This is a genomic window from Buchnera aphidicola (Periphyllus testudinaceus), assembly GCF_964059035.1.
Lineage (GTDB): Bacteria > Pseudomonadota > Gammaproteobacteria > Enterobacterales > Enterobacteriaceae > Buchnera_J > Buchnera_J aphidicola_BN.
On sequence record NZ_OZ060380.1, the window covers coordinates 239713 to 264769 of the forward strand.

The following is a 25057-nucleotide window of genomic DNA, read 5'->3' on the forward strand; positions in this document are numbered from 1 at the left end:
GTTAAATATATAAAAAATTTATTAATTATATTTATAAATTTAAAAAAATAATAATTTTTATTTTCAATAAAATTAACATAAAGAGAATATAATGAAAGATAAAAATAAAAATTATATTTTAAATGAATCTTGGATTAATCCAATTAATCAAAAATATATTGAAAATATATATAAAAAATATTTAAAAAATAATAATTCTGTAGATAAATTTTGGAAAAAAAAATTTAAAACATTAAAAAAATTTTTCATTAACAAAAAAAAAAATAATAAAAAATTTATTAATTCATTAAATAATACAAATATTAATGGGATTAAAAAAAACTTCAAAGATTCATTTTTGTTTTTAAGTTCAGATAAAATTCTTAAAATATATAATTTTTTTAAAGAACAAGGTCATAGATATTCTAATATAAATCCTCTATATAAAAATTGTTTTATAAAAAATATCAATTCATTAAATCATAATTTTTTTAATATTTCAAAAAAAGATTTAAATAAAAAAGTAATTTTAAAAAAACAAATTAGTTCTATAAAAAAATTTTCTAATGTTAATATTTTTATAAATTATCTTAAAAAAATATATTGCAATACTATTGGTTTTGAATTTTCTCATATAAATTTTAAAAAAGAAAAAAAATGGATACAAAACTATATTGAAAACAAATGGATTAAAAAAGATTTTAATAATAAAAAAAAAAAAGATATTTTAAAATCTCTTATTTATTCTGAAACATTTGAAAAATATATTAATTCAAAATATCCTGGATATAAAAGATTTTCATTAGAAGGAAATGATTCTTTAATTCCAATGTTGCATGAAATTATTTCTTTTTCTATTAAAAAAAATGTTTCTGATTTTTATATAGGAATGGCTCATAGAGGTAGATTAAACGTTTTAATAAATATATTAGGAAAGCCTGCAAAAAAATTATTTCAAGAATTTGATGGAAAAAATTTTAGTTCTTTAAATAATGGAGATGTAAAATATCATCTTGGATTTTATTCTCAAGTTAGTACAAAATATGGAATTGGTAATTTAAATTTAGAATATAATCCTTCTCATCTTGAAATTATCAATCCAGTAATTATGGGATTATCTCGTTCTTATTTAGATTCTTTAAATGTATTTAATAGCACTAAAGTTCTTCCAATTATGATACATGGAGATGCTTCTTTTATTGGTCAAGGAGTAATTCAAGAAACTTTAAATATGTCACAAACTTCTGGATACAATATAGGAGGATCTATACATATTATTATAAATAATCAAATAGGATTTACAACATCTAAAATTAATGATATGAGATCTAGTCATTATTCTACTGATATAGCAAAAATGATTGAATCACCAATTTTACATATTAATTCAGATGATCCGGAAGCTTGTATTTTTGCAGTAAAAATGGCTATTAAATATAGAAAAAAATTTAAAAAAGATGTATTTATTGATTTAATAGGATATAGAAGAAATGGACATAATGAATCTGATGATCCGACTGTTACTCAACCATTAATGTATAAAATTATTAAAAATCATCCTACCGTAAAAACAATTTATTTAAAAAAATTAATTAAAAAAAAAATTGTTACAGAAAATAAAATTAAAAAAATTATTTTAAATTATAAAAAAATGTTAGATTTAGGATCAACAATTTTTTTTAATTATGGTTCTTTAAGATTTAATTCTTTTTTAAAAAATAAAAATAATAATATTCATAAAAAATCTGTAACTAAAAAATATTGTTATAAAGAAATTAAAAAATTGGGTATAAAAATTAATACATTACCTAGTAATTTTCATATTCATCCATTAGTGAAAAAAATATATTCTGATAGAATGAATATGATTGTATCTGAAAAAAATTTTGATTGGGGAGCTGCAGAAACTTTAGCTTATGCATATTTATTAAAAAATGGAATATCATGTAGAATTTCAGGAGAAGATGTAATAAGAGGAACGTTTTTTCATCGTCATTCAATTATATATGATCAAAAAAATGAAAAATCTTATTCTCCTTTAAAAAATATTAAACATGGAAAATTTTTTATTTGGAATTCTACTTTATCAGAAGAAGCAGTTTTAGCATTTGAATATGGATATAGTTTAAGAAATAAAAATACTTTAACAATATGGGAAGCTCAATTTGGAGATTTTTCTAATTCAGCTCAAATAGTTATTGATCAATTTATTAGTTCTGGAAAAGAAAAATGGAATCAAAATTCTAGAATAGTTTTATTTTTACCACACGGTCATGAAGGTCAAGGTCCAGAACATTCTTCTGCTAGAATTGAAAGATATTTACAATTATGTTCAAAAAAAAATATGAAATTATGTATACCGACCACCGCTTCTCAAATTTTTCATTTATTATGTAAGCATGCATTAAATAAAATTTCTTCTCCTTTAATTATTTTTACTCCAAAATCTTTTTTAAGAAATCCTTTATCTAGATCTTCATTTAATGAAATATATTCAGGAAAATTTAAAAAAATTATTATTGATAAAAATATTTTTGAAAAAAAAAATATTACAAAAATTATTTTTTGTTCAGGAAAAATATATTATGAATTATTAGAACATCAAAAAAAAATAAATATTAAAAATTTATTATTAATTAGGATAGAGCAATTATATCCTTTTCCAAAAAATACAGTATTAAAAATTATTTTAAAGAATATAAATATAAAAAATATTTTTTGGTGTCAAGAAGAACCAATAAATCAAGGTCCATGGAATTATATTAAAAATATTTTTGATAAAATTTTATTTAAAAAATTATCAATAAAATATGTTGGAAGATCTAAATCTTCATCTTCAGCTACAGGAAATATTCATATTCATAGACAGGATCAATTAAAAATTATTAAAGAAGTATTTCAAAAAATAGCAAAAAAAGAGAAAATTTAAAATGGAAAAAAAATTACAAATTTTAGTGCCTGAGCTTCCTGAATCTGTTCATCATGCAAAAATTATTAAATGGCATAAAAAAATTGGAGATTTTGTAAAAAGAGATGATGTATTAGTAGATCTAGAAACAGATAAAATTATAATAGAAGTTCCTGCAGCGAATTCTGGAGAATTAGTTTTTATTAATAAAAATTCTGGAGATTTAGTAAAAGCAAATGATTTATTATGTTATATCAAAAAAAAAACAATTAATTTTGAAGAAACGTTTGAAATAAATAAAAATTTGTCTCCTTCTCTTAGACGAACTTTAAAATTATCTAAAAAAAATAAAAATTCTGATATTCAAGAAAATAAAATAAATAATAAAACATTAAATGAGATTAAAACTTATAAAATAAATAAAAATAAAATTAATAATAATTTTTTATCAAATGATAAATTAAAAATAAAAAAAATTACTGATATATCTACTTTTAGAAAAAAAATTTCTGAAAAACTTGTAAAATCTAAAAATGAAACAGCTATGTTAACAACTTTTAATGAAGTTAATATGGAATCAATAATTAAAATTAGAAAAAATTTTGGAGATTCTTTTAAAAAAAAACATAATATAAAACTTGGATTAATGTCTTTTTTTGTAAAAGCTGTATATATTTCATTAAAAGATTACCCGCAAATTAATGCTTCTATTAATGAAAATAAAATAATTTTTTATGATAGTTTTAATATTAATATTGCTATTTCTACTGATCGAGGATTAGTAGCTCCAGTTTTATTTGATGTAAATAAAATGAGTATGGCAGATATTGAAAAAAAAATACATTTTTATTCTACTCAAGGTAGAAATGGAAAACTTACAATGAATGATTTAAATGGAGGTACTTTTACTATAACAAATGGAGGGGTATTTGGATCTTTATTTTCTACACCTATTATTAATTCTCCTCAAACAGCTATATTAGGTACTCATGTAATTAAAAATAGAACAATAGTGACTGAAGAAAAAAAAATAAAAATTGCTCCAATGATGTATATTTCATTATCTTACGATCATAGATTAATTGATGGAAAAGATTCAGTTGGTTTTTTAATGAAAATAAAAAATACTTTAGAAAATTTTTTTTGTGTAACTTTAGATATTTAACATTTTTTCTAACATTTTTTTTTCATGGATATTAATATTTAGATGTAGTAAAATATTTTTTATTAGTTACTATTTTTTTTTATAGATTCTTTATTCTTAAACTAATATAATTTTTTGCAATAGATTTTAAAAAGAATTATATTAGTATTATAAAAAATATAAAAAAAATAATAAATTTTAATTTTATTTATTTAAAAAAAAAGGAAATTCTTAATGACATCTAAAATAGTCTTTTTAAGACATGGAGAAAGTCAATGGAATGAATTAAATAAATTTACTGGATGGAATGATATTTTTTTAACTAAAAAAGGAGTTAAAGAAGCAAAAAAAGCCGGAAAAATCTTAAAAAAAAATAATATAAATTTTGATATAGCTTATACATCTGTATTAACACGAGCTATTCATACTCTTTGGAAAATATTAAAAAAAATTAAACAACCATGGATACAAGTAAAAAAAACTTGGAGATTAAATGAACGACATTATGGAGCGTTACAGGGTTTAAATAAAGAAGAAATTATACCATTTTATGGAAAAAAAAAAGTTTCAGATTGGAGAAGAAGTTTTTGTTCTATACCTCCAAAAATGAATACAGTAAATGATAAATTTTCTGGTTATGATTCTAGATATTCTTCAATGAAAAAAAATAATGTACCATTAGGAGAAAGCTTAGAATTAACTTTGAATAGAGTTCTTCCTTATTGGAATAATGTTATTTTACCTCAAATAAAAAAAAATAAAAACATTATTATTGTTGCTCATGGAAATTCTTTACGAGCTTTAATAAAATTTTTAGATAAAATAAATGAAAAAGATATTCCAGATTTAGATATACCTACAGGGAAACCTATAATATATAAGTTTGATAAAAAATTTAATCCTATAGGATATTATTTTTTATAGGTTATAAAAAAATTTTTTTATACTTATATTTAAAATTTATAAATATTGTTTAAAAATAAAAATTAATATTAATAGAAAATTAATATAATAAAGGAGAGTTATAATATGATTAAAAAAATAGCAGTTCTTACTAGTGGAGGAGATTCTCCAGGAATGAATGCTGCTATTAAAAGCATAGTTCAAATATCTGTTAAAAATAAAATAAAAGTTTCGGGAATTTTAGATGGTTATTTAGGGCTTTGTAAAAATAATATAATAGAATTAAATGAAAGCAATGTTTCTAATATTATTAATCAAGGCGGAACAATTCTTCGCACAGCTCGTTATAAAAATTTTTGCAAAAAAAAAGAAGTAAAAATAGCCATAAAAAATATGAAAAAAAATAATATTGATGCTTTAATAGTTATTGGAGGTAATGGAACGTATATTGGAGCTTATAAAATACATAAAATGGGTTTTCCATGTATAGGAATTCCTGGAACAATAGATAATGATGTTTCTGGAACAGATTATACAATTGGTTATAGTACAGCTTTAGAAACTATTGTTCAATCTATAGATAAATTAAAAGATACAACATGTTCTCATCAAAGAATTTCAATTGTTGAAATAATGGGAAGAAAATGTGGAGATTTAACAATTTCTTCTTCTATTGCTTGTAGTTGTGAATTTTTTATTATTCCTGAAATGTTATATGATGAAAAAAAATTAATATATAATATTCAAAACAGCATTAAAAAAGGAAAAACACATTTAATAATTGTTATTACAGAAAAAATTTGTGATGTAAGAAAATTAGCTGAAAAAATAGAATTGAAAACAAAAAAAGAAACTAGAGCTACAATTCTTGGACATATCCAAAGAGGAGGAGCTCCAGTAGCATTTGATAGAATTCTAGCTTCTAGAATGGGATTTTATTCAGTTCAACTTTTATTAAATAACAAATTTGGAAAATGCATTGGAATAAAAAATAATAAAATTATTGATAATAATTTTAGTTATGCTTTAAAATTTTTTAAAAAAAAATCTATAAAAGAACTAATAACTAATAATTTATATAAATTATAATTTTTTTAATTTTATGAAGATGTTTTTTTTTTATTAAAATTAGAAGAAATTTGAATTATTTTTTTAAAATTTTTAAAATTTAACGATCCTGATCCAATTAAAACTCCATCAACATATTTTTCATTAATTATATTTTTAATATTTTCAGGAGATACAGATCCTCCATATTGCATATATAATTTAATATTATTAAAGCTATTTTTAATAATATATTTTTTTATCATTTTAAGAATTTTGTTAATTAAATTTGGAGTTGCTGTTTTTCCGCTACCAATAGCCCATATTGGTTCATATGCGACAATGGTTTTATTAAAAGCAAATTTTCCACATTTTAAAAATATTTCATCAATTTGTTTTTTTAAAATTTTTTCTGTTAGTTCTAATTTTTTTTCTTCTTTTGTTTCTCCAATACATAATATTGGAATAAGGTTATTTTTTTTAACAGAATGAAATTTTTTTGCTATTAATTTATTACTTTCAAAATGATTTTTTCTTCTTTCAGAATGACCTAATATTACATATTTTACTCCAATATCATTTAACATTCTTGAAGATATTTCTCCAGTAAAAGCACCTTCATTATGATAATCAATATTTTGAGATGAAAAAAATATATTTTTTTCATTTATAAGTTTTTTCATATACTCAATATATATAATTGGAGGAGCTATAATAATTGTATTTTTTTTTAAATAATTTTTTAAATTTAAATTGAAATATTTTGAAAATTCTTGTACAAAAGTTTTATTTCCATATAATTTCCAATTTGCTACAATAATAGGTTTTATCATAATTTCCTCTTTTTTTTAATATTTATTAAATAAATTTTGTTTAAAATTATTTAATTTATAGTATTTAAAAGTATAATATTTAACTTTTACGTACTATAAATTTTTATTTATATGAAAAAATTATTAAAAATTACTCAGGATTTTTAACATCAGTAAAAGCATCAATTATAGTATGAGAAAAGTTTTCTGAATCACTTGATTTTTTTTTTTTATTAGAAACAATTTCTGAATCACTTGATTTTTTTTTTTTATTAGAAACAATTTCTAAATCACTTGATTTTTTTTTTTTATTAGAAACAATTTCTAAATCACTTGATTTTTTTTTTTTATTAGAAACAATTTCTAAATCACTTGATTTTTTTTTTTTATTTATTAATTCATAAGATAGAAATATTATTCTTTTTTTACGATCTATACTGTTAATAATAAATTTTGATTTTTCTTGATTTTTTAATTGATTTTTTTGAACTTCAATATCTTCGTTTTTCATATTTAAAAAATGAAGAATACCAGTAATATTTTTTTTAAGGGACACAACAATTTTATCTTTTATATTAAAAGATTTAATTTTTCCAAATACAATGGATCCTTTTTTATTTTTTTTAATATATTTATAAAATGGATCTTCTTTAATATGTTTAATACCCAATGAAATTCTTTCTCTATCGGAATCAACTTGTAAAACTATAGCTAAAATTTTATCTCCTTTTTTAAAATTTTTTACTGCTTGTTCTCCAGGAATTTTCCAATCTATATCAGATAAATGAACTAATCCATCAATTCCTCCTTCTAATCCCACAAAAATTCCAAAATCTGTAATAGATTTAATTGTTCCATTTACTTTAGTTCCTTTTTTATTTATTTTTTCAAATTCTTTCCATGGGTTTTTAGTACATTGTTTTAATCCTAATGAAATTCTTCTTCTTTCTTCATCAATATCTAAAACCATAACTTCTATAATTTCGTTTAATTTTACTACTTTTGAAGGATGAATATTTTTATTTGTCCAATTCATTTCAGATATATGAACTAAGCCTTCAATTCCTTCTTCAATTTCTACAAAACATCCATAATCTGTTAAATTTGTAATTTTTCCAGTAATTTTAGATTTTTCTGGATATCGAATAGAAATATTGTTCCAAGGATCTTCTCCTAATTGTTTTAATCCTAAAGAAACTCTTGTTTTTTCTGTATCAAATTTAAGTATTTTAACTAAAATTTCTTCTCCAATATTTACTATTTCATTTGGATGTTTTACTCTTTTCCATGCCATATCAGTAATATGTAATAATCCATCTACACCACCTAAATCAATAAAAGCTCCATAATCTGTTAAATTTTTTACTATTCCTTTAATTTTCATTCCTTCTTTAATGCTTTTTAAAAGTAATTCGCGTTCTTCACTATTTTCAGATTCTATAACTGCTCTTCTTGAGACAACTACATTATTTCTCTTTTGATCTAGTTTTATTACTTTAAATATTAATTTTTTTCCTTCAAGATGCGAAGTTTCTCGAATTGGTCTAATATCAACTAAAGATCCTGGTAAAAAAGCTCGAATATTTTTTAATTCAACTGTAAAACCTCCTTTTACTTTTCCATTAATTATTCCTTCTATATTTTTTGAATTTTTATGAGCTTTTTCTAAAATTAACCAAGATTGATGTCTTTTAGCTTTTTCTCGAGACAATATTGTTTCTCCAAATCCATTTTCTACTGTATCAAGAGCTAATTTTATTTTATCGCCAACTTTAATTTCTATATTTCCTTTAGAATCTATAAATTGTTCAATAGGAATAATAGATTCTGATTTTAGTCCTGAATCAACTATAACAATTTCTTTTTCTATTGTAAGAACAGTTCCTGTAATTATTGATCCAATTTTTGTTTGAGTAGATTCTAATGATTTATTAAACAATTGTTCAAATGATTCTTTCATAATATTTTTTACTTTTTTAAAAATTTTTTAAACTTAGTTAACATCTGTGTTAAAAAAGTTTGTTAATTGTCCTTTTGACTATTCCGTGTTCAGGTTTTATTGTTTATATTTTTTAATTTTTTATAAATATATTTCAACATAATTTGTAAAGTATTTTTAAAGTTCATATTAGTTGAATCAATAATTATAGCATTTTTATCAGGTTTTAAAGGACAAATTATTCTATTTTTATCTCTATTATCACGTTCTTTCATTTTTTTAAGTAAAAAATTAAAATTTATATTAAATCCATTTGATTTTAATTCTAAACAACGTCTTTTAGCCCGTTCTTTAATTTTTGTAATTAAAAAAATTTTTATTAATGCATCTGAAAAAACTTTAGTTCCCATGTCTCGTCCATTAGTCACTAGTCCTGGAAATTTTCTAAATTTTCTTTGTTTATATAATAACCATTTTCGAATATAAGGAAAAATAGCTATTTTAGAAGAAATTATAGAATTTTTTTCTGAGCATAATTTTTTAGATATATCTTTATTTTCAAATATTACTTTAATTTTGTTATTAATATATTTAAAATTAAATTTTATATTTTTTAATATAGGAATAATTTTTTTTTCTTTTAATGGAATATTAAATTTTGTAATATAATATGCAATAGTTCTATATAAATATCCAGATTCAAGAAAATTCCATTTTAATTTATTAGATATAGCATAAGAAAGAGTACTCTTTCCTACCCCGCTAGGTCCATCGATTGTAATTACAGGAATTTTTTTTTTCATATAAATATCTTTTTTTAACTAAATCAATATAATATTTTTTTAAAATTTTTTTATTTTGAATATGTACATATAGAAAAAAAATTTTTGAAATAATTTGGAAAAGTTTTATTTATACAATTAGGGTTAAGAATAGTTACGGAAGTATTAGATAAAGAAATTAAAGAAAAACACATAGCCATACGATGATCATTATATGTTTCAATTTCTACTTTATTAAATTTTTTTGGTGGAGTAATAGTTAAATAATCTATTCCTTCTTTAACTTTTGCTCCAACTTTTCTTAATTCAGTAGCCATAGCAAATAAACGATCTGTTTCTTTTACTCTCCAGTTATATATATTACGAATTTTAGTTACTCCTTTTGCAAATAATGCAGTTACAGCAATTGTCATTGCAGCATCAGGAATATCGTTCATATCCATATCTATTTTTTTTAATTTTTTTCTAGTACATGTAATATATTTTTTTCCTAAATAAATTTTTGCTCCCATTTTTTCTAAAATAGAACTAAATTTTATATCTCCTTGAATACTATTTTTTCCAATTCCATTAATTTTAACTGTTCCTCCTTTAATTGCAGCTGCAGATAAAAAATAAGAAGCAGATGATGCATCTCCTTCAATATAATATTTTTTTGGAGAAATAAAATTTTGGTTACTAGAAATAAAAAAACTTTTATAATTATTATTTTTTATTTTTATTCCAAAACATTTCATCATTTTTATAGTAATATCTATGTATGGCTTAGAAACTAATTTTCCTTTAATAAAAATTTTTGTATCTTTTTTAGCTAATGGAGAAGCTATTAAAAGCGCTGTTAAAAATTGACTAGATATACTTCCATTTAAATTAATTTCTCCTCCTTCAAAATTTCCATTTGTTTTAATTGGAATAAAATATTTTTTTTTAAGATATGAAATTTTTGCTTGACCTTGTATTAAAGCTTTTACTAAATGTTTAATTGGTCTTTGTTGCATTCTATCGTCGCCTTCAATTATAATATTATTATCTTTAATTGATAATACAGATAAAAGAGAACGTACAGCAGTTCCAGCATTTCCTAAAAATAAAGTTAAATTCTTTTTTTTTGGAAATTTTTTTCCCGCTCCATATATATAACAAACAGTATTATTTTTAGAAAGTATATATTTTATTCCTAAAGATTTTAAAGCATTTAACATATATTTAACATCATCACTATATAATATATTTTTCAGATAAGTATTTCCTTGAGACATTGCAGAAAAAAGTAACGCTCGATTAGTAATACTTTTCGAACCTGGAAGAAATATTTCTCCTTCAATTTTTATAGGAGAATGAATAATTATTTTTTTTTTCATTTTTTATAATAAACCATTTTTAATATTAAAATTTTTATTTTTTAAAAAAATTTATAATTAATTCATATTTATATATTTTTTTTCAAAATAAGACATAAATTTAACTAATTTTTTAACTCCTTTAATTGGCATAGCATTATATATAGATGCTCTCATATTTCCAGCTATTTTGTGATTTTTTAAATAAAATAAATTATTTAATTTAGATTCTTTTAAAAATAAATTATTTAATTTTTTATTTTTTAATTCAAAAACTACATTCATTTGTGATCTATTTTCTTTTTTTATTTTATTTATATAAAAATTACTACTATCAATTTTTTTATATAATAAATTAGATTTTTTTGTATTTATTTTTTCAATTTCCTTTAATCCTCCTATTTTTTTTAACCATATAAATATTAAATTTGATAAATACCATGAAAAATTTGTTGGGGTATTAAATAAAGAATCATTTTCTAACATAATTTTATAATTTAATATGGATGGAATGTTTCTATTAGTATTTTTTATTAAATCTTTTTTAATTATTATTATAGTAATTCCTGATGTTCCGATATTTTTTTGAGCACTAGCATATATTAAAGAATATTTATTTATATTAATTTTTCTAGAAAGAAGAGTAGAAGAAAAATCTCCAATTACATGTTTATTTTTAAATATCGGTTCTTCATTAATTGATATTCCATCAATAGTTTCATTAGGGCAATAATGTATATATTTTGATTCATTATTTATTTTCCATTGTTTCATAGGAATAATAAATTTTTTTTCATTTTTATAAGAAGACACATTAATAATATTTGCTTGACAATATTTTTTTGCTTCTTTTGCTGCAGATTTTGACCAATGCCCGCTACAAATATAATCTACTTGATCATTTTTTTTTGTTAAATTCATTGGAATAGCTGAAAATTGCCCTCTGGCTCCTCCATGACAAAACAATATTTTATAATTTTTTGGTATTTTTAATAAGTCTCTTAAGTTTTTTTTGGAATTTTTAATTAACATTAAAAATTCTTTACTTCTATGACTAATTTCTAAAATAGATGATCCAATATTATTCCAATTTAAAAATTCTTTTTTTGCTTGTTTCATTACTTCTATAGGCAACATTGAAGGCCCTGAACTAAAATTATAAACAAAATTCATTTTTCACCATTTTTTTTATTTTTTTATATTAATTTATATAAAAATAATTTTTTATTAAAGAAATTTTAATCCATTCATATATTTTTTTCTTAAAATTTTTGGTATTTTAATTTTTTTATTTTCTAATTGATAATTTTCTAAAATAGCAGCTAAAGTTCTTCCTATAGCTAATCCTGATCCATTTAATGTATGAACATAAATATTTCTTTTTTTAATACTATCAAAATAACGAGATTTGATACGTCTAGATTGAAAATCAAGCATGTTTGAACAAGAAGAAATTTCTCGATAAGAATTTTGAGAAGGAAACCATACTTCTAAATCGTATGTTTTAGAAGAAGAAAAATTTGTTTCTCCTGAACATAATAAAATTTTTCTATACGGAAGTTTTAAAAGTTTTAAAACTTTTTCTGCATGTAATGTAATTTTTTCTAAAACTTTGTTTGATTTTTTTGGATGAACTATTTGAACTAATTCTACTTTATCAAATTGATGTAATCGAATTAATCCTTTAAAATTTTTACCATAAGATGTTGATTCAGATCTAAAACATGGTGTATTTGCAACAAACATTTGAGGAAGATCTTTTTCTTTAAAAATTTTATTTTGAACTAAATTTGTTAAAGGTACTTCTGCTGTAGGAATTAAAAAATAATTTTTATTAATATTATTTTTATATGAATTAATATAAAATAAATCAGAATTAAATTTTGGATATTGTCCAGTTCCATACATACTTTTTTGATTAACTATATATGGAACATATATTTCTTGATATTTATGAAGATTTATATGTAAATCTAACATAAATTGTCCTAATGCTCGATATAATTTTGCAAGATTTCCTTTCATAATAGTAAAATTTGATCCTGTAATAACTGAAGCAGTATCCCAATCAAAACCATTTATTGAAGCTCCCAATTCCATATGATTTCTTACAAAAAAATTTTTTTTCTTATTTTTTCCCCATTTATATATTATTTTATTATGTAATTCAGAATCACCTAAAGGAACATCTTTAAATAAAATATTTGGAATATTAATAGAAAAATTATATATTTTTTGTTTAATTTTAAGAAATTTTTTTTTATATTTATTTATTTTTTTACTTAATTTTATATTTTTTTTTAAATATTTTTTTTTTTTTAATTCTATATTTTTTGATTTTCCGATAATTTTAGAAATACTTTTTTGAGTAAATCTCAAATTTTCAGTTTTTATTTGTATTTTTTTTCTTTTTTTTTCTAAATTTTTAAATTTTTCAACGTTTAACTTAAATCCTTTATTCAATAATTGAATAGAAATTTCTTTAATTGATTTTCTTAAAATTTTTGGATCAAGCATTTTTTTTACTCATAATTATGAAATTTTTATAAATAATATATATTAAATAAAATTATTTTAAAAAAAATTTTAAAAAAATATTTACTAAAATTTTTGAATTTTTTTAAATATAATTTTTTAATAAATATATTTTATATATAAATTTATTTAATAGTATTATACTATAACTTTATTAAATCTATCTAAAATACATAAAAAATATTTAAATATAAATATGAAAAAAAATAAACAAAATATAATAAATAATAAAATTGTTATTCTTGGTTCAGGTCCTGCAGGATACACAGCTGGAATATATTCTTCAAGAGCAAATCTTAATCCAATTATTATTACTGGAAATGTTCCTGGAGGACAATTAACAAAAACTAATATGATTGAAAATTGGCCCGGAGATTATAAAACTTTAAATGGTTTAAAATTTATTAATAGATTAAAAAAACATGCGTTAAAATTTAATACAAAAATTATTAATGATCATATTATTTCTGTAAATTTTAAATCTAAACCTTTTGTTTTAACTGGAAAAAAAAATAAATATCAAACAAATGCAATAATTATTGCGACAGGAGCTATTCCAAGATATTTAGGAATAAGTTCTGAAAAATTTTTTTTAGGAAAAGGAGTATCCACATGTGCTATATGTGATGGTTTTTTTTACAAAAACAAAATTGTAGCAGTAATTGGAGGTGGAAATTCTGCTTTAGAAGAAGCTTTATATTTATCTAACATTGCAAAAAAAGTACATTTAATACATAGAAGAAAAAATTTTACAGCTGAAAAAATATTAATTAATAAAATATTTGAAAAAATAAAAAATAAAAAAATAATTTTTCATGAATTATGTCAAGTAAAAAAAATAATTGGTACTCAAGAAGAAGTAAAAAAAATAAAAATAACATCTATAAAAGATAAAAAAAATTTTTATATTGATTTATCTGGAATATTTATAGCAATAGGATATAATCCTAATACTAAAATTTTTAAAAAAAAAATTAAAATGAAAGATGGATATATTGTTTTACAAAATTCTAAAAAATTTTCTTCACAAACTAATATACCTGGAATTTTTGCAGCCGGAGATGTTATATATAATTCTTATAGACAAGCTATTGTAGCAGCTTCTAGTGGATGTATAGCATCTTTAGATGCAGAAAAATATATAGAATATTTATAATATATTTTTAAAAAATTAGATTTACTAGAATATATTAATAAAATAATGTATTATTTAAAATAAATTTAAAATATATATAAAAAAAATGAGATAAAAAATAATGGTAAAAGAAGATAATATTGAAATGCAAGGAACTGTAATTGATACGCTTCCAAATACAATGTTTCGTGTAGAATTAGAAAATAAACATATTATTACAGCTCATATTTCAGGAAAAATGAGAAAAAATTATATTAGAATTTTAACAGGAGATAAAGTTACAGTAGAATTAACTACATATGATTTAACCAAAGGAAGAATAATATTTAGGAGCAGATAATTTATTTAAAAAATGATGTTATAAAATTTAAATTTTATATTAAATAAAATTTTATTTTTTTTTATTTAAATAAATTAAAAATATTGTCATTTTTAAATACATTAAAAAATTAAATAAAAATATTTTTATAAGATATTTAATAAATATGTAAAAATTATAATTACAGGATAATTATGCGTACTGATTATTGTGGGAAAATTAACAAAAAACACATCTCTAAAATAGTAAGTATTTGTGGATGGGTTAATAAAAAAAGAAATGTAGGAAAAATTATTTTTTTAGATATTCGAGATAGAGAGGGAATAGTTCAAGTAATTTTCCTTTCTAAAAACAAAAATATTTTTAAAATAGCTGAAAATTTAAAAGAAGAATTTTGTGTTCAAATTTTTGGAACTGTACAAGAAAGATCAAAAAATAATAAAAATTTTAGTATTTTTACTGGAGAAGTAGAAATAGTTGCTTTTCAATTAAAAGTATTAAATATTTCAAAAGAATTACCATTTGATTCAAATAATTGTAAATCTAAAAAAAAACTTTTAAAATTTCGTTATTTAAATATTAGAAAATCTAATATTATTAATAATCTTAAAGTGAGAAATTTAGTTGTTAAAAATATTACAAATTTTATGAACATACATAATTTTTGGAATATAGAAACTCCTTTTTTAACAAGTTCTACTCCAGAAGGAGCTCGTGATTATTTAGTTCCTAGTCGAATTTATCCAGGAAAATTTTATGCATTACCTCAATCTCCTCAATTATTTAAACAATTATTAATGATTTCTGGAATAGATAGATATTATCAAATAGTAAAATGTTTTCGTGATGAAGATTTAAGATCTAATAGACAACCAGAATTTACTCAAATCGATATAGAAGCATCTTTTATAAATGAATTAAAATTTTGTAAAATGATGGAAAAAATGATTTCTTCTTTATGGTTACAAGTAAAAAATGTAAAAGTAAAAAATATTAAAAAAATTAATTATGCTGAATCAATAAAAAGATTTGGTACAGATAAACCAGATTTAAGACATTCATTAGAACTCATTGATATTGATGATTTATTAAAAGGAATTTCTTCATTTAAAAATTTTAATAAAAAATCTGAAAGAATTATTATTTTAAAAATTCCAAATGGTTCAAAATTATCATCTGAAAAAATTAATTTTTATAAAAAAAATTTAAAAAAATATAAAATATATAAATATGAATTTATACAAATTAAAACAGAAAAAATAAATAAAAATTCTTTTAAAAACACTATTTTTTATAATTTTAATATAAATATTATAAAAAAAATATTTTATAGAAATAAAGTATATAAAAATGATATTTTAATTTTTATTTATCATACAAAAAAAATAATTAATAAATGGTTTGGAAAAATAAGAAATTTAATTGCAAAAGATTTAGATATAATTAATGAATTAGATTGGTCTTTTGTTTGGGTTAAAAATTTTCCTATGTTTAAAAAAAATTCTGACGGCTCTTTTACTTCTATGCATCATCCATTTACTTCTCCTAAACAAACTAGTATTGAAAATTTAATTAAAAATCCTGAATCTATTATTTCTAATTCATATGATTTAATTGTAAATGGTCAAGAAATAGGTGGGGGTTCTGTAAGAATACATAACAAACAAATGCAAGAAGCTGTTTTTAAAATTATTGGATTAAATAAACAAGATATTAAACAAAAATTTAAATTTTTTTTAGATGCTTTAAATTATGGAACTCCTCCACATTCTGGAATTGCTTTTGGATTAGATCGCATTACTATGCTTTTAACAAATAGTTCAAATATTAGTGATGTTATTGCATTTCCAAAAACAACTTCAGCAAATTGTTTAACAACTGGAGCTCCACATTTTTTACAAAAAAATGATTTAAAAACCTTAGGAATAAAAATACAAAAAAATATAAAATAATTTTTTAAAATTTTTTTAAATATAGTAACATTTAATTTTTTTTATAGATTAAACTCAAAAAAAATATTATAGATAATATTAATACAATAGTAGGACTAATTGGTATATTATAATAATTAGATATAAATATTCCTAAAGTTAAAGAAAAAAAACTAATTAATATAGATATAAAAACTGAGCTTTCTGGTGAAGATGAAAATTTTTGAGAAGTAGAAGCAGGTATAACTAATAACGAAGTCATTAATAAAACTCCAAAAAATTGTACAGCTATTCCAATTGTCATAGCTATAATAAACATTAAAACAAAACGTATAAAAAATACATTAATATCATTTATTTTTGCTAAATCAGAATTTATAGTAATAAATAAAAATTTTTCCCAAAAATAATATAATATTAATGCAATTAAAAAAGTGCAAAAAATTATAATTATTACATCATGAAAGCATACTTTTGATAAATCCCCAAAGAAATATTTTGGAATATCAACTTTTTTTTTTTTCGAAATTAAATTTAATAAAATAATACTTAAAGATAAAGATATATTTGTTAAAATATTTACTATTGCATCAATTTTAATTTCTGAATATGTTTCTATAAAAAAAACAATTAATAAAAAACATAAAATTAAAAATATATTTAATAAAAAACAATTAAAATTTAATAAATAACTTAAAGCAACTCCTATAAGAGAAGCATGTGCTAAGGAATCTCCGAAAAAAGACATTCTTTTCCAAACTATTAAAGATCCTATAGGAGCTGATGATAATATAATAAATATACCAATACACCATTCAAAAAATAAATGTTTCATCATAAAAAATTTTAACTCTTATATAATTTTTAAAAACTATGTTCATGATCGTGATTATGATTATAAAAAGCAAATTTTTTTATTTTTACTGATCCAAACATTTTTATAAAATTTTTATTTTTTGATATTACTTTTGGAGTACCAGAACAACAAATATGTTTATTTAAACAAATTACTTTATCTGTTTGATTCATTACTAAATTTAAATCATGTGAAACTATTAAAATAGAGCAATTTAAATTAATTTTAATTTGATGTATTAATTTATATAATTTTATTTGACCTGAAATGTCCATTCCTTGTGTTGGTTCATCTAATACTAAAAATTCAGGATCATTTAATAAAGCTCGAGCTAATAAAATTTTTTGTATTTCTCCTCCAGATAAATTATTTAAATTTTTATTTTTTAAATTTTCAGCACCTACTCTTTTTAAATTAAAAAAAATTTTTTCTGTTTTATATTTATTAGACATAGTCATAAATTTATAAACAGTAATAGGAAAAGGAACGTTTAAATGAGTGTTTTGAGGGACATATCCTAAACGTTTTTTTTTTAAATAAATAATTTTTCCAGAACTTGGTTCTTTTAATTTTAAAATAATTTTTATTAAAGTAGATTTTCCTGCACCATTTGGTCCAATTAAAGTAATAATTTTATTTTTTTTAATTAAAAAAGATATATTTTTTAATATAATTTTTTTATTTTTTTTATAAAAAATATTTTTTAAAATTATCATTCTAATTTTCTCTATTATTTATATATAAAATTAAAATTTAAAAAACTAAATTTTAAAATGTAACTTTAAGTATACGATTAGTATTAGTATTTCCTGAAATTCCTTTTATATCACCTTGAACAACTATAACTGTATCATTAATTGTTAAATAATCATTTTTATATAATAATTTTATTGCTTCTTTAGAAGCTAATAATCCTTCTTTTTTAGTATCAAAAAAAATAGGAATTACTCCTCTATATAAAGAAACAAGATTAAGAGTTTTTTTATTTCTTGAAAGAGCAAAAATTGGAAGCCCTGAACTAATTCTAGATGTAATTAATGGTGTTTTTCCAGATTCTGTCATTGTAATAATTGCTTTTACTCCTTTTAAATGATTTGCAGAATACATAGCAGACATACAAGTAATTTCTTCAATATTATTAAATGATATATTAATTCTATGTCTAGAAATATTTATACTAGGTACTTTTTCTGCACCTTTACATACTTTAGACATCGCTCGAACTGTTTCAATAGGATTTTTTCCAGAAGCAGTTTCAGAAGATAACATAACTGCATCACTTCCATCTAATACTGCATTTGAAACATCCATAACTTCGGCTCTTGTAGGAATATGATTTAAAATCATAGATTCCATCATTTGAGTAGCTGTTATGACTACTCTATTTAATTGACGAGCTTTTCTAATAAGTTTTTTTTGCATTCCTGCTAATTCAGGATCTCCAATTTCAATACCTAAATCACCTCTTGCAACCATAATTGCATCCGAAGCTAATATTATTTCTTCTATTATTTTATCTGTTTTAACGGCTTCAGCGCGTTCTATTTTAGCAATTATTTTTGCTGAACTTCCAGATTCAATTATTAATTTTCTAGCAATATGTAAATCTTTTGCTGATTTTGGAAAAGAAATCGCTAAATAATCAACATTAATTTTAGAAGCAATTAATATATCTCTTTTATCTTTATTTGTAATAGAACCTGCGTTAAGTCCTCCTCCTAATTTATTAATTCCTTGATTATTTTTTAAAATTCCACCAACTAATACTTTAGTTAATATTTGAGTTTTATTTATATTTAGTACTAATATTTGAATTTTTCCATCATCTAATAATAAAATATCTTTTAAATTTATATCATTTGGTAAATTTTTATAATTAAATCCTACTATTTTTTTATTTCCTAATTTTTTTTTATAAGAATAATCCAATATAAATTTATCTCTTTTTTTTAAAATAATTTTATTATTTTTAAATTTTGAAATTCTTATTTTAGGACCTTGTAAATCTCCTAAAATAGCTATATTACTTCCAGTTTCTTTAATTATTTTTTTTGCTTTTTTAATTCTTATTTGATGCTCTTCTTGAGTTCCATGAGAAAAATTTATTCTTAAAACATTTGCTCCAGATAAAATAATTTTTTTTAATACTTTACTCGAATCTGTAGATGGACCAAGAGTAACTACAATTTTTGTTCTTCTAATTCTTTTTAACATATTTATTCCTTAAATATTTTTTAATTTTTTTTTTTTTTAAATTATGTTATTTTTAAATAAAATTAATATTAATTATTTTAATATTTTTTTGTAAATTTATATAATTTTTATATAAAATATAGTTTATATTATATAAGTAAAAATTTATTAATATATAATATAAATTTATAAAAAATATTATTATTTATTATTTAAAAAATTTATTTAAATCATATATTATTTATATTATATAATATGATTTAATTAAAAAAATAATTTTCGACATAAGAATATTTATAATTTAAGACATAGGATATTAATAGTGCTTCCTCAAAAAATTAAAAAATATGATTTAATTATTTTTGGTACAAAAGGTGATTTAGCAAGAAGAAAATTATTTCCTGCATTATATCAACTAGAAAAATTATTAAAATTATGTAAAAATACAAAAATTATTGGAATAGGAAGAGCAAATTGGACACAAGAACATTATAGAAAAATCATTAAACGTTCTATTGAAAAATTTTCTCATACTAAAATAAAAAAAAAATTGTGGAAAAAATTTAGAAAAAAATTAAATTTTTGTAATATTGATGTTAACGATATATCTAATTTTTATAAATTAAAAAAAATATTAAATAATTCAAAAAAAATAAAAATTTATTATTTTGCTATGCCTCAAAATACTTTTAAAAATATTTTTAAAGGACTAAAAAAAATAAATTGTATTTCTAATGATGATAGAATTATTTTAGAAAAACCTATTGGAAATTCTTTTCGAACTTCTAAAAAAATTAATAATCAAGTAGGAAAAAATTTTAAAGAAAAACAAATTTTTAGAATAGATCATTATTTAGGAAAAGAAACAATTTTAAATTTAATATCTTTAAAATTTTCAAATTCTTTATTTTTTACAAATTGGAATAATAATACAATAGATCATATACAAATTACAGTAGCAGAAAAAGTAGGAATTGAAGGAAGATGGGGTTATTTTGATAAAACAGGTCAAACAAGAGATATGATTCAAAATCATTTATTGCAAATATTATCTATTTTGACTATGTCTACACCTGTTGATTTAAAATCAGATAATATTAGAAATGAAAAATTAAAAATTTTGAAATCATTAAGAATGATAAATGATAAAAATGTTCATAAAAAAACTGTACGAGGACAATATACATCTGGATTTTTAAATAATAAAAAAATACCAGCTTATGTAGATGAAATTAATGCAATTAAAAATAGTAATACCGAAACTTTTACTGCAATTAAAGTAAATATAGATAATTTTCAATGGCATGGAGTTCCTTTTTATCTAAGAACTGGAAAAAGATTACCTATTAAACATTCTGAAATTGTTATATATTTTAAAAAAAATGATTTAAATTTATTTAATAAATCTACAAATAATTTACCATTAAACAAAATAGTAATAAGATTACAACCAAATGAAGGATTAGATATTTTTATTATAAATAAAATACCTGATTTAGATTCAAATTATAATTTAAAAGAAATAAAATTAAATTTTGATTATAAAAAAAGTTTTTTTAAATATAGATTATGTGATGCTTATGAAAGATTATTATTAGAAAGTTTTTATGGATCTCAGTCTTTATTTGTTCGACGTGATGAAGTAGAAGCGTCATGGAAATGGATAGATTCTATAATAAATTCTTGGGAAAAAAATAATTCTCAATTAGAATTATATAAAGCAGGAACATGGGGACCAAAAAATTCTGATATACTTTTAAAGAAAGATGGAAGATTTTGGAATAAAATTATATAAAAAATAGTTTTATATATATAAAATTTTTCAACTAATTAATTTTTTATTAACAAATTAAATTAAATTTTTATTAAATTTTTAAATTAATTTTTTTATCAATGTTTTAAAATTAATTATTTAAAATAATGATTATTAATTTATAAATTTTTAAGAAAAATAAAAAAATAAATAATATTAAATAATTTTAAAAAAAAGGAAAGTGAATGATTCGGATGTTATTATTTTTATTAACAAACTTAGCAGTTATAAGTATATTATGTATAATATCTTTTTTAATTGGAATAAAAAATCATAATATTTTTATTTTTATTATTTCTACATTTATATTTGGATTTGGAGGATCATTTTTATCTCTTATTTTATCAAAAAAAATTGCATTATTATCTACTGGTGCAACTATTATAAAAAATCCTAATAACAAAACAGAAGAATGGTTGTGTAAAGTTATTAAAAAACAATCAAAAAAATTAAATATTAAAACTCCTGATTTAATTATATATGATTCTAAAAATATCAATGCTTTTGCAACAGGAGCTACAAAAAATTCTTCACTTATTGCGTTATCAAATGAATTATTAAATTGTATGAAAAAAAATGAGATAAAAGCTGTAATTGCTCATGAAATGACTCATATTTCTAATGGAGATATGGTAACAATGACATTACTACAAGGAATAGTAAATACTTTTGTAATATTTTTATCTAGGGCAATTGTTTATTTATTAAATAACTTTTTTTCTGATAATAAAAATAATCGATTATTTTTTGCTAGAAATGGAATAATAAATTTAATTTTAACACTATTTTTAGAAATTTTATTTGGAACTTTAGCAAGTTGTATTACTATGTGGTTTTCTAGAAAAAGAGAATTTTATGCAGATGCAGGATCAGCAAAAATTGTTGGTGTTAAAAATATGATATCTGCATTAAAAACATTAGATATACAAAAAGATATTTTTAAAGAAAAAGAATATATTTCTGCATTATGTATTAATGGAAAAAATAAATCTTTTTTACGTTTATTTATGTCTCATCCGACTATAAAAAATCGAATTAAAGCTTTAAACAAAAAAATATATATGTAAAAAAAATTTTATCTTTTTAAATAAAAAATTTTTTTTATATTTTTTTTTTTTATAAAATTATAAGAAATAAAATTAATAATTAATAAAAAAGTAATAATGTTAAATATTGTTTTTTATTTAAAAATCCTCTATTATAGAATAATTAATATTTTTATAAAAATTTTTTATATAAAAAAAATAATAAAATTTTTATGTTATTTTTTTAAAAAAATCTAATAAATAATTTAAAATATATTATGTAATAAAATTTTTTTAATAATTCATACATAAAAAAATATTTTTCTGTAATATAATTTTTTTTTTCAAGGAAATTTGAAATGTCAAAGATTAAAGGCCAAGTAAAATGGTTTAATGAAGCAAAAGGTTTTGGATTTATTACTCCTGAAGATGGTAGTAAAGATGTTTTTGTTCATTTTTCATCTATTCAAGGAGAAGGATTTAAAACTTTAGCAGAAGGTCAAAATGTTGAATTTGAAATTCAAGAAGGACAAAAAGGGCCATCTGCTATTAATGTTTTTTCAATTTAATAAAATTATTATTTAAATTTTATTAAAAATTTTTATAAAAATTTAAAATTTTTAAAAACCTCTATTTGAAGCACGGAGGTTTAATAAAATTTTAATAAAAATAAATATAAATGTTAAAAAATATAAAAAAATTGTTGATTTTATATAAAAAAACTTTAATTTTTTATTTTAAAAAACAATTTTAAAACATTTATAAAAATACATTAATTATTATTTAAACATAATTAAATAGAAATTCTTCCTATTTTATGGAGTATTTAAATGGGATGTTTTTTAAACTCGTCCGTTTTGACTGGTTTATTATCATTAATAATTCTTGAAATAATCTTGGGAATTGATAATTTAATTTTTTTAACTATTTTAGTAAAAAAATTGAATCCTAAACAAAGAAAGAAAGCTAGAAATATTGGTTTAATTTTATCTCTTTTTATTAGAATATCTTTTCTTTCATTAATATCATGGTCTACATCTCTTACTAATCCTTTTTATATTAATAAATATATTACTTTATCTATTCGAGAAATAATTTTTTTAATAGGTGGAATATTTTTATCTTTAGTTTCATTATTTGAATTAAATCATAAATTAAAAAAAAAATATTCTAAAAAATTAAAAAAAAAAAAATATTCAAATTTTTGGATAGTTATTTTACAAATAGTAGTATTAGATGCAATTTTTTCTTTAGATTCAATTATTACAGCAGTAGGATTAATAAACAATATAGTTATCATGACTTTAGCAATTATAATATCTATGTTATTTATGTTATTTATTTTAAAATCAATAAAAAATTTTATTAATACATATCCAACTATAATTATTTTATGTTTAGGATTTTTATTAATGATTGGAATGAATTTAATAATGGAAGTTTTAGGTTTATATATTCCTAAAACATATTTTTATTCTGCTATTGGATTTTCTATATTTGTGGAATTATTTAATCAAATTTCAAAATATAATTTTTTATTACATCAATATACTCGACCAATTCGAATAAGAGTATTAGAAAAATTTTTACAAATTTTAAAAACAGAAAAAAAAAAAAATAATCATTTAAAAAAAATTAAAAAAAATAAAAAATATTTTTCAAAAAAATATGGAAATTTTTATAAAGAAGAAAAATATATGATTTTTAGTCTTTTGAATTTATCAAAAAGATCTATTAAAAGTATTATGACTCCTAGAAAAGAAATTTCTTGGATTAATATTAATGAATCACCTAACAAAATAAAAAAAAAGTTACTAAATACCCCACATAATTTATTTCCTATATGTAAAGGAAATTTAGATAATATTATAAGTGTAATACGTGCTAAAGAATTATTGTCTATTATAGAAAAAAAGAAAAATATATTAGATTTTGTATCTAAAAACAAACCAATTATTGTTTTTGAAAAATTACATTCTATAAATTTATTAAAAATATTAAAAAAATCTAAAGGAAATATGATTATTGTTATTAATAAATTTTATATAGTTCAAGGAATAATTACTCCATTAGATTTTTTAAAAGCTATTACTGGAGATATTCCTGATTCCGATGAAACTCCAGATATTATAAAAAATAAAAATAGCTGGTTAATAAAAGGAAGCACTAATTTATATTCTATACAACAATTTTTAAATATAAAAAATTTTATTTATAAAAAAATAATGCATGCATCTATAGCTGGTTTATTAATTGATAAAATAGGAAAAATACCTTCTCCAGGAGAAACTATTACTATTTATTCATTTAATTTTAAAATTTTAAAAATTACTAATTATACAATAACTTTAATAAAAGTTACAAAAAAAAAAAAAAAAAATAAAAAAAAATAAAAA

At 19.6% G+C, this 25057-nt stretch carries 20 protein-coding genes; 11 read left to right on the top strand and 9 right to left on the bottom strand.

Annotated elements, in window-relative coordinates:
* Nucleotides 1-91 precede the first annotated feature (91 nt).
* The 4 genes from AB4W45_RS01075 (at nt 92) to pfkA (ending at nt 6023) form a co-directional block, all read left to right on the top strand.
* Entirely contained in the window at nt 92-2908 is a 2817-nt protein-coding gene (locus tag AB4W45_RS01075) for a 2-oxoglutarate dehydrogenase E1 component (RefSeq protein ID WP_367671019.1), read from the top strand.
* A gap of 1 nt (nt 2909) precedes the next feature.
* Nucleotides 2910-4052: a dihydrolipoyllysine-residue succinyltransferase gene (sucB, locus tag AB4W45_RS01080; protein WP_367671020.1), complete on the top strand. Its 1143-nt coding sequence runs from the start codon at nt 2910-2912 to the stop codon at nt 4050-4052.
* A 213-nt stretch (nt 4053-4265) separates the two neighbouring features.
* Nucleotides 4266-4955 carry a 2,3-diphosphoglycerate-dependent phosphoglycerate mutase gene (gpmA, locus tag AB4W45_RS01085; RefSeq protein WP_367671021.1) on the top strand — a complete coding sequence of 230 codons (690 nt, stop codon included), beginning with the start codon at nt 4266-4268 and terminating at the stop codon, nt 4953-4955.
* Between the two features lie 105 nt (nt 4956-5060).
* Nucleotides 5061-6023, top strand: coding sequence for a 6-phosphofructokinase (gene pfkA / locus AB4W45_RS01090; RefSeq protein ID WP_367671022.1), 963 nt, complete (start codon nt 5061-5063; stop codon nt 6021-6023).
* Between the two features lie 11 nt (nt 6024-6034).
* Here the strand turns inward: pfkA and tpiA are convergent, their stop codons facing one another.
* From tpiA to serS, 6 genes are all read right to left on the bottom strand, one after another.
* A complete protein-coding gene (tpiA, locus tag AB4W45_RS01095; protein WP_367671023.1) occupies nt 6035-6814 on the bottom strand; it encodes a triose-phosphate isomerase in 780 nt (259 codons plus the stop codon).
* Between the two features lie 130 nt (nt 6815-6944).
* Entirely contained in the window at nt 6945-8753 is a 1809-nt protein-coding gene (gene rpsA, locus AB4W45_RS01100; RefSeq protein ID WP_367671024.1) for a 30S ribosomal protein S1, read from the bottom strand.
* 89 nt (nt 8754-8842) lie between these two features.
* Nucleotides 8843-9535, bottom strand: a complete 693-nt coding sequence (gene cmk, locus AB4W45_RS01105) for a (d)CMP kinase (protein ID WP_367671025.1) — start codon at nt 9533-9535, stop codon at nt 8843-8845.
* 50 nt (nt 9536-9585) lie between these two features.
* Nucleotides 9586-10875 (bottom strand): 3-phosphoshikimate 1-carboxyvinyltransferase, encoded by a 1290-nt coding sequence (gene aroA / locus AB4W45_RS01110; RefSeq protein WP_367671026.1) that lies wholly within the window; start codon nt 10873-10875, stop codon nt 9586-9588.
* A 57-nt stretch (nt 10876-10932) separates the two neighbouring features.
* Nucleotides 10933-12027, bottom strand: coding sequence for a 3-phosphoserine/phosphohydroxythreonine transaminase (gene serC / locus AB4W45_RS01115; protein WP_367671027.1), 1095 nt, complete (start codon nt 12025-12027; stop codon nt 10933-10935).
* A 54-nt stretch (nt 12028-12081) separates the two neighbouring features.
* A complete protein-coding gene (serS, locus tag AB4W45_RS01120) occupies nt 12082-13371 on the bottom strand; it encodes a serine--tRNA ligase (protein ID WP_367671028.1) in 1290 nt (429 codons plus the stop codon).
* Nucleotides 13372-13585: 214 nt separating this feature from the next.
* Here serS and trxB point away from each other — a divergent pair, with 214 nt between their 5' ends.
* From trxB to aspS, 3 genes are all read left to right on the top strand, one after another.
* Nucleotides 13586-14545, top strand: coding sequence for a thioredoxin-disulfide reductase (gene trxB / locus AB4W45_RS01125; protein ID WP_367671029.1), 960 nt, complete (start codon nt 13586-13588; stop codon nt 14543-14545).
* Nucleotides 14546-14645: 100 nt separating this feature from the next.
* Complete coding sequence (gene infA / locus AB4W45_RS01130) at nt 14646-14864, top strand: translation initiation factor IF-1 (RefSeq protein ID WP_367671030.1); 219 nt, start codon at nt 14646-14648, stop codon at nt 14862-14864.
* Nucleotides 14865-15037: 173 nt separating this feature from the next.
* The gene (aspS, locus tag AB4W45_RS01135; RefSeq protein WP_367671031.1) at nt 15038-16795 is read left to right on the top strand and encodes an aspartate--tRNA ligase; all 1758 of its coding nucleotides are present in this window, start codon (nt 15038-15040) and stop codon (nt 16793-16795) included.
* A gap of 31 nt (nt 16796-16826) precedes the next feature.
* On the opposite strand, the gene AB4W45_RS01140 is transcribed toward aspS, so the two are convergent.
* From AB4W45_RS01140 to pyk, 3 genes are read right to left on the bottom strand one after another with little or no spacing between them, the layout of a single operon-like run.
* Nucleotides 16827-17612: an iron chelate uptake ABC transporter family permease subunit gene (locus AB4W45_RS01140; RefSeq protein WP_367671032.1), complete on the bottom strand. Its 786-nt coding sequence runs from the start codon at nt 17610-17612 to the stop codon at nt 16827-16829.
* Between the two features lie 26 nt (nt 17613-17638).
* Nucleotides 17639-18346, bottom strand: coding sequence for an ATP-binding cassette domain-containing protein (locus AB4W45_RS01145; protein WP_367671033.1), 708 nt, complete (start codon nt 18344-18346; stop codon nt 17639-17641).
* A 52-nt stretch (nt 18347-18398) separates the two neighbouring features.
* On the bottom strand, nt 18399-19844 hold the full coding sequence (gene pyk / locus AB4W45_RS01150; protein WP_367671034.1) for a pyruvate kinase: 1446 nt from the start codon (nt 19842-19844) through the stop codon (nt 18399-18401).
* A 301-nt stretch (nt 19845-20145) separates the two neighbouring features.
* Here pyk and zwf point away from each other — a divergent pair, with 301 nt between their 5' ends.
* From zwf to AB4W45_RS01170, 4 genes are all read left to right on the top strand, one after another.
* On the top strand, nt 20146-21618 hold the full coding sequence (gene zwf, locus AB4W45_RS01155; protein WP_367671035.1) for a glucose-6-phosphate dehydrogenase: 1473 nt from the start codon (nt 20146-20148) through the stop codon (nt 21616-21618).
* A 203-nt stretch (nt 21619-21821) separates the two neighbouring features.
* Nucleotides 21822-22703 (top strand): protease HtpX, encoded by an 882-nt coding sequence (htpX, locus tag AB4W45_RS01160; RefSeq protein WP_367671036.1) that lies wholly within the window; start codon nt 21822-21824, stop codon nt 22701-22703.
* 317 nt (nt 22704-23020) lie between these two features.
* A complete protein-coding gene (gene cspE, locus AB4W45_RS01165; protein ID WP_343183367.1) occupies nt 23021-23230 on the top strand; it encodes a transcription antiterminator/RNA stability regulator CspE in 210 nt (69 codons plus the stop codon).
* A gap of 261 nt (nt 23231-23491) precedes the next feature.
* A complete protein-coding gene (locus tag AB4W45_RS01170) occupies nt 23492-25054 on the top strand; it encodes a TerC family protein (RefSeq protein WP_367671037.1) in 1563 nt (520 codons plus the stop codon).
* Nucleotides 25055-25057: the final 3 nt, after the last annotated feature.

Coding starts and splice junctions, on each gene's coding strand:
- htpX (WP_367671036.1), top strand. CDS start 21,822: ATGATTCGGATGTTATTATTTTTATTAACAAACTTAGCAGTTATAAGT.
- AB4W45_RS01145 (WP_367671033.1), bottom strand. CDS start 18,346: ATGATAATTTTAAAAAATATTTTTTATAAAAAAAATAAAAAAATTATA.
- infA (WP_367671030.1), top strand. CDS start 14,646: ATGGTAAAAGAAGATAATATTGAAATGCAAGGAACTGTAATTGATACG.
- AB4W45_RS01140 (WP_367671032.1), bottom strand. CDS start 17,612: ATGATGAAACATTTATTTTTTGAATGGTGTATTGGTATATTTATTATA.
- AB4W45_RS01075 (WP_367671019.1), top strand. CDS start 92: ATGAAAGATAAAAATAAAAATTATATTTTAAATGAATCTTGGATTAAT.
- aspS (WP_367671031.1), top strand. CDS start 15,038: ATGCGTACTGATTATTGTGGGAAAATTAACAAAAAACACATCTCTAAA.
- serC (WP_367671027.1), bottom strand. CDS start 12,027: ATGAATTTTGTTTATAATTTTAGTTCAGGGCCTTCAATGTTGCCTATA.
- pfkA (WP_367671022.1), top strand. CDS start 5,061: ATGATTAAAAAAATAGCAGTTCTTACTAGTGGAGGAGATTCTCCAGGA.
- cspE (WP_343183367.1), top strand. CDS start 23,021: ATGTCAAAGATTAAAGGCCAAGTAAAATGGTTTAATGAAGCAAAAGGT.
- tpiA (WP_367671023.1), bottom strand. CDS start 6,814: ATGATAAAACCTATTATTGTAGCAAATTGGAAATTATATGGAAATAAA.
- AB4W45_RS01170 (WP_367671037.1), top strand. CDS start 23,492: ATGGGATGTTTTTTAAACTCGTCCGTTTTGACTGGTTTATTATCATTA.
- serS (WP_367671028.1), bottom strand. CDS start 13,371: ATGCTTGATCCAAAAATTTTAAGAAAATCAATTAAAGAAATTTCTATT.
- gpmA (WP_367671021.1), top strand. CDS start 4,266: ATGACATCTAAAATAGTCTTTTTAAGACATGGAGAAAGTCAATGGAAT.
- sucB (WP_367671020.1), top strand. CDS start 2,910: ATGGAAAAAAAATTACAAATTTTAGTGCCTGAGCTTCCTGAATCTGTT.
- pyk (WP_367671034.1), bottom strand. CDS start 19,844: ATGTTAAAAAGAATTAGAAGAACAAAAATTGTAGTTACTCTTGGTCCA.
- rpsA (WP_367671024.1), bottom strand. CDS start 8,753: ATGAAAGAATCATTTGAACAATTGTTTAATAAATCATTAGAATCTACT.
- aroA (WP_367671026.1), bottom strand. CDS start 10,875: ATGAAAAAAAAAATAATTATTCATTCTCCTATAAAAATTGAAGGAGAA.
- trxB (WP_367671029.1), top strand. CDS start 13,586: ATGAAAAAAAATAAACAAAATATAATAAATAATAAAATTGTTATTCTT.
- cmk (WP_367671025.1), bottom strand. CDS start 9,535: ATGAAAAAAAAAATTCCTGTAATTACAATCGATGGACCTAGCGGGGTA.